The following is a 6,191-nucleotide window of genomic DNA, read 5'->3' on the forward strand; positions in this document are numbered from 1 at the left end:
CAGGGGCCCTTTCCATCCACAGATCCCCCGGTTCCCGGGGGTCATGCGTGGATTCTGGGCCTCTGGCGGCTAGACTGAGCGAAAGGTCGTCGACTGGATCAGTCACGACCTTCGCCCTTGTCACCCCACCCCTTCAGGGGTGAGAAGCAGAAGAGGTTTGCGTGAGCGACGCCCAGGTCCCCGAGCAGCCCAATGGAGTCGAGTACGACGCCTCCGCGATCCAGGTCCTCGAGGGTCTCGAGGCCGTGCGCAAGCGGCCCGGCATGTACATCGGCTCGACCGGCGAGCGCGGCCTGCACCACCTGATCTGGGAGATCGTGGACAACGCGGTCGACGAGGCGATGGCCGGTTACTGCGACCGCATCGTCGTCACCCTGCAGGACGACGGCAGCGTCCGGGTCGAGGACAACGGCCGGGGCATCCCGACCGACACCGCGCCCGGCGCCGACATGCCGGCCGTGACGATGGCGCTGACGATGCTGCACGCCGGTGGCAAGTTCGGCGGCGGCGGCTACAAGGTCTCCGGTGGCCTCCACGGCGTGGGCGTCTCGGTGGTCAACGCGCTGTCGACCACGCTGGTCGTCGACGTCCGCAACCGTGGCCACCTGTGGCGCCAGACGTTCTCCCTCGGTGTGCCCGACGCCGACCTCGAGCAGATCCGCCCGATGGAGCCCGGTGAGCGCACCGGCACCACCGTGACGTGGTGGGCCTCCGAGGACATCTTCGAGTCCACGACCTACAACCTCGAGACGATCACCAACCGCTTCCGCGAGATGGCCTTCCTCAACAAGGGCCTCGAGATCGTCATCCGCGACGAGCGCGAGCACGCCGACGAGATCGCCGACGCGGTCGAGGACGGCACCGTCGACGCCGCGATCGACCAGGCCTCCCCCGACGCGATCAAGAAGACGACAACCGGCTTGGAGCGCGTCTTCAAGTACGACCGCGGCCTGGTCGACTACGTCGAGCACCTCAACCGCCGCAAGGACAAGGCCAACCCGACCGTCATCTCGTTCGAGGCGGAGAGCCCCGAGACCACGGGGGCCCACATGAGCCTCGAGGTCGCGATGCAGTGGAACACCTCCTACACCGAGTCGGTCCACACCTTCGCCAACGCGATCAACACCCACGAGGGCGGCACCCACGAGGAGGGCTTCCGCTCGGCCCTCACCACCCTGGTCAACCACTGGGGCGAGGAGTGGGGCCTGGTCAAGAAGAAGGAAGACCGCGTCTCGGGTGACGACATCCGCGAGGGCCTGACCGCGATCATCTCGATCAAGCTCGAGGAACCGCAGTTCGAGGGCCAGACCAAGACCAAGCTCGGCAACACCGAGGCCAAGGGCTTCACCCAGCGCATCGTCAACGACCAGCTCGGTGCCTGGTTCGAGGAGAACCCCGCCGAGGGCAAGGACATCGTCCGCAAGTCGCAGGCGGCCGCCTCGGCGCGCATCGCCGCCCGCAAGGCCCGCGACCTGGCCCGTGGCCGCAAGGGCCTGCTCGGTGGCGGCGGCCTGCCCGGCAAGCTCAGCGACTGCCAGTCGACCAACCCCGTCGAGTGCGAGGTCTTCATCGTCGAGGGTGACTCGGCCGGTGGCTCCGCGCGCCAGGGCCGCGATCCGCGCGTCCAGGCGATCCTCCCGATCCGCGGCAAGATCCTCAACGTCGAGAAGGCCCGCATCGACAAGGTGCTGGCCAACACCGAGGTGCAGTCGATCATCTCCGCGCTCGGCACCGGCATCCACGAGGAGTTCAACTCCGACAAGCTGCGCTACCACAAGATCGTGCTGATGGCCGATGCCGACGTCGACGGCCACCACATCAACACGCTGTTGCTCACGCTGCTGTTCCGCTTCATGAAGCCGCTCATCGAGCACGGCTACGTCTACATGGCGCAGCCGCCGCTCTACCGCCTGCGCTGGAACAAGCCGGCCGAGCACGAGTTCGTCTACTCCGACGCCGAGCGCGACGCGTTGATGCGCGACGGCCTCGAGCAGGGCAAGAAGCTGCCGAAGGAGAACCCGGTCCAGCGCTACAAGGGTCTCGGTGAGATGAACGCCGACGAGCTGTGGGAGACCACGATGGACCCGGCCCACCGGATCCTGCTCCAGGTGACCCTCGAGGACGCCGCCCAGGCGGACGAGATCTTCTCGATCCTGATGGGCGAGGACGTCGAGCAGCGTCGCTCCTTCATCCAGCGCAACGCCAAGGACGTTCGATTCCTCGATATCTAGGTCTCTAACACCAGCCCTAGATTCTCCTAGATTCGACCAGAGAGACACACAGACACATGACTGAGAGCACCGGCAACCTCCTCGGCGGCGGGGACGGCATCGACCACGGCCCCGGTGGCCGGATCGAGCCCATCGACCTGCAGGTCTCGATGCAGCGCAGCTACATCGACTACGCCATGGCGGTCATCGTCGGGCGCGCACTCCCCGACGTGCGCGACGGGCTCAAGCCCGTGCACCGCCGGATCCTCTACGCGATGTACGACGGCGGCTACCGCCCCGACCGCGGCTTCTCCAAGTGCTCGCGCGTCGTCGGTGACGTCATGGGTCAGTACCACCCCCACGGCGACACCGCGATCTACGACACCATGGTCCGCCTCGCGCAGCCGTGGGTGATGCGCGCTCCGCTGATCAACGGCCAGGGCAACTTCGGCTCGCCGGGCAACGACTCCGCCGCCGCCATGCGTTACACCGAGTGCCGCATGGCGCCGCTGGCGATGGACATGGTCCGCGAGATCGACGAAGACACCGTCAACTTCCAGCCCAACTACGACGGTCGCTCCCAGGAGCCGACCATCCTCCCGGCACGGTTCCCCAACCTGCTGGTCAACGGCTCCGCCGGCATCGCGGTCGGTATGGCGACGAACATCCCGCCGCACAACCTGCGCGAGGTCTCCGAGGGCGCGATCTGGGCGCTCGAGCACCCCGACGCCACCCGTGAGGAGCTCCAGGACGCCCTGATCGAGCGGATCAAGGGCCCCGACTTCCCGATGGGCTCGCTCATCGTCGGTCGCCAGGGCATCGAGCAGGCCTACCGCACCGGCCGCGGCTCGATCACGCAGCGCGCCGTCGTGGAGATCGACGAGGACTCCAAGGGCCGCACCTGCCTGGTCATCTCCGAGCTGCCCTACATGGTCAACCCGGACAACCTCGCGCTGAAGATCGCCGAGCTCGCCGACTCCGGCCGGATCCAGGGCATCGCCGACGTCCGCGACGACACCAGCTCGCGCACCGGCCAGCGCCTCGTGGTCGTGCTCAAGCGTGACGCGGTCGCCCGCGTCGTACTCAACAACCTCTTCAAGCACACCGAGCTGCAGACCAACTTCTCGGCCAACATGCTCGCGCTGGTCGACTACGTCCCGCGCACGCTGACGATCGACCAGTTCATCAGCAACTGGGTCGCCCACCAGATCGAGGTCATCCAGCGCCGGACGCGCTACCGCCTCGCCGAGGCCGAGAAGCGCGCCCACATCTACCGCGGTCTCGCCAAGGCGCTCGACGCGCTCGACGAGGTCATCGCCCTGATCCGCCGCTCCCCCGACGTCGACGAGGCCCGCACCGGGCTGATCGGCCTGCTGGACATCGACGAGATCCAGGCCAACGCCATCCTCGAGATGCAGCTGCGCCGCCTGGCCGCCCTCGAGCGCCAGAAGATCATGGACGAGCTCGCCAAGATCGAGCTCGAGATCGCCGACCTCGAGGACATCCTCGCCAACGAGCCGCGCCAGCGTCAGATCGTGATCGACGAGCTGTCCGAGATCGTCGCGAAGTACGGCAGCGACCGCCGCTCGCAGATCATCGCGGCCGATGGCGACCTGTCGATGGAGGACCTGATCCCCGACGAGGAGCTCGTCGTCTCCATCACGCGCGGTGGCTACGCCAAGCGCACCCTCGCCAGCCAGTACCGCACCCAGAAGCGCGGCGGCAAGGGCGTGCGTGGCGCGACCCTGCGCGGCGACGACGTGGTCGAGCACTTCATCTCCACCACCAACCACCACTGGCTGTTGTTCTTCACCACGGCCGGCCGGGTCTACCGCACCAAGGCCTACAACCTGCCTGAGGCCGCCCGCGACGCCAAGGGTGGTCACGTCGCCGGCCTGCTGTCGTTCCAGCCCGACGAGGACATCGCCCAGGTGCTCGCGATCCGCGACTACGAGCAGGCGCCCTACCTCGTCCTCGCCACCCGCAACGGCCTGGTCAAGAAGACGCGCCTCGGCGACTACAACAGCCCGCGCCAGGCCGGCGTCATCGCGATCAACTTCCGTGAGGACGACGACGCGCTGATCGGCGCCGAGCTGGTCAACAGCGACGACGACATCCTGCTCGTCTCGCGTCGCGGCCAGGCGATCCGCTTCAAGGCCGATGACGGCCAGCTCCGCCCGATGGGTCGCGCGACCTCCGGCGTGACGGGCATGAAGTTCCGTGACGGCGACTCCGTGCTGTCGATGTCGGTCATCCGCGCCGCCCAGGTCGCCGCCGAGGAAGCGGCTGAGGACGCTCCCGACGGCGACGCCGTCTCGAGCGACGAGGTGAAGGAGCAGTACGTCTTCACCATGACCGACGGCGGCTTCGCCAAGCGCTCGCGGATCACCGAATATCGCACCACCGGTCGCGGTGGCCTCGGGATCAAGGCGATGACCCTGACCAACGAGGACCGCGGCGGCCTCGTCGGCGCGTTCATCGTGGAGGAGGGCGACGAGATCCTCTCCATCACCCAGGCCGGCCAGGTCGTGCGCAGCCCGATCAACGAGCACTTCCGCGCGACCGGTCGATCGACCCAGGGCGTGAAGTTCGTCAGCCCCAAGTCCGGCGACGCCGTGGCCGTGGTGGCCCGTTCGGTCGAGGCCCGCGACGAGGAGGAGGCTGACGAGTCCGCCACCGAGACTGCGCCCGAAACGGCCGCGGCGACCACCGAGGTCGTCGAGCAGGCCGAAACTGTCGAATCGCCGGATGTTGCCGACGGTGCAACAATCGAGAGTCCTGACGAAGACGCTGAGGAGTGATCCATGTCTGAGCGAATTGCCCCCCGCGCTGCCGGGAGCAAGAGTTCGACCGGTGCGAGCACGGCCCCCGCGACTGACGCCGGCGCGCGTGCGCCCCTGAGCGAGCGCATCCTCTCGGCGCTCTCCAGCGCCGCGACGGAACACCGTGCGAACGCCGTGGCCGGGACGAGCAAGCAGGATCGCCGTACGGCCGGTGCCGCCAACAAGGCACCGCGCCGCGCTCGGCTCCGGCTGACCCGCATCGACCCGTGGAGCGTCATGAAGACGTCGTTCCTGCTCTCGGTCGCCTTCGGTGTCGTCACCTTCGTCGCGGTCTTCATGGTCTGGTCGGTGCTCGGCGCGGCCGGCGTCTGGGAATCGATCAACGCGACGGTGGCCAGCGTGGTCGAGGGCGACTCCAACAGCTCCGACTTCGACGTCACCAACTACCTCGGCATGGGTCGCGTCCTAGGCTTCACGCTGCTGGTGAGCATCATCGACGTGATCCTCCTGACCGCCATCGCCACCCTCACCGCGTTCCTCTACAACATGGCCGCCGCCCTGCTGGGCGGCATCGAGGTCACGTTGGCCGAGGACGAGCGCTGACGTTTTGTTGCCCCGCCTGACGGTGGGGTAATGTTCCCCCTCGGTCGCCCTAGGGCGGCCAACGTCGCGCCAGCGACACCGGGCCTATAGCTCAGACGGTTAGAGCGCTTCCCTGATAAGGAAGAGGTCAGAGGTTCAAGTCCTCTTAGGCCCACCACCACTTCGATCTCCGCCCGTCTTCTAAGGTGCCTGCATGAAGAAGCTCATCGTCGTCCTGCTGGCTGCTGCCGGCGCCGCCTTCGCGAAGAAGAAGATCGACGAGGGCAAGACCGAGCAGGCACTGTGGGCCGAGGCGACGGACACCGTCCACAAGTCCTGATCCACACCACCTCGGTGGTTGAGGAGGTCGCCCAGCGACCGTCTCGAAACCTTGGGGGCCTTGGCGCAATTGGTAGCGCACCTCGTTTGCAACGAGGGGGTTAGGGGTTCGAGTCCCCTAGGCTCCACCAGCTCCTCTCGCCGTACGGCGACAGCGACCGGCTCCGGGAGACCCGGACAGTCCCGACTTCTCGGGGTTTCCGTCAGGTTCTCGAGTGTTGCAACACCCCTGAACGTTGCATTCCCCCGCCTAGGTGTACTCGGCAGGGACGTTCGT

At 67.3% G+C, this 6,191-nt stretch carries 4 protein-coding genes and 2 tRNA genes; all 6 read left to right on the forward strand.

Annotated elements, in window-relative coordinates:
* The first annotated feature begins 161 nt into the window (after positions 1-161).
* Entirely contained in the window at positions 162-2,231 is a 2,070-nt protein-coding gene (gene gyrB / locus CF8_RS18340; protein WP_010834596.1) for a DNA topoisomerase (ATP-hydrolyzing) subunit B, read from the forward strand.
* A gap of 149 nt (positions 2,232-2,380) precedes the next feature.
* The gene (gyrA, locus tag CF8_RS18345) at positions 2,381-5,011 is read left to right on the forward strand and encodes a DNA gyrase subunit A (protein ID WP_232211651.1); all 2,631 of its coding nucleotides are present in this window, start codon (positions 2,381-2,383) and stop codon (positions 5,009-5,011) included.
* Positions 5,012-5,014: 3 nt separating this feature from the next.
* Positions 5,015-5,596, forward strand: coding sequence for a DUF3566 domain-containing protein (locus CF8_RS18350; protein WP_036491425.1), 582 nt, complete (start codon positions 5,015-5,017; stop codon positions 5,594-5,596).
* Positions 5,597-5,676: 80 nt separating this feature from the next.
* Positions 5,677-5,753: transfer RNA gene (locus tag CF8_RS18355), tRNA-Ile, on the forward strand.
* 36 nt (positions 5,754-5,789) lie between these two features.
* Entirely contained in the window at positions 5,790-5,915 is a 126-nt protein-coding gene (locus tag CF8_RS23310) for a DLW-39 family protein (RefSeq protein WP_232211530.1), read from the forward strand.
* Positions 5,916-5,969: 54 nt separating this feature from the next.
* A tRNA-Ala gene (locus CF8_RS18360) sits at positions 5,970-6,045 on the forward strand.
* The last annotated feature ends 146 nt before the right edge of the window (positions 6,046-6,191 follow it).

Origin of the sequence: Nocardioides sp. CF8 (assembly GCF_000389985.1) — a bacterium.
Classification (GTDB): domain Bacteria; phylum Actinomycetota; class Actinomycetes; order Propionibacteriales; family Nocardioidaceae; genus Nocardioides; species Nocardioides allogilvus.

Coding starts and splice junctions, on each gene's coding strand:
- gyrA (WP_232211651.1), top strand. CDS start 2,381: ATGCAGCGCAGCTACATCGACTACGCCATGGCGGTCATCGTCGGGCGC.
- CF8_RS18350 (WP_036491425.1), top strand. CDS start 5,015: ATGTCTGAGCGAATTGCCCCCCGCGCTGCCGGGAGCAAGAGTTCGACC.
- CF8_RS23310 (WP_232211530.1), top strand. CDS start 5,790: ATGAAGAAGCTCATCGTCGTCCTGCTGGCTGCTGCCGGCGCCGCCTTC.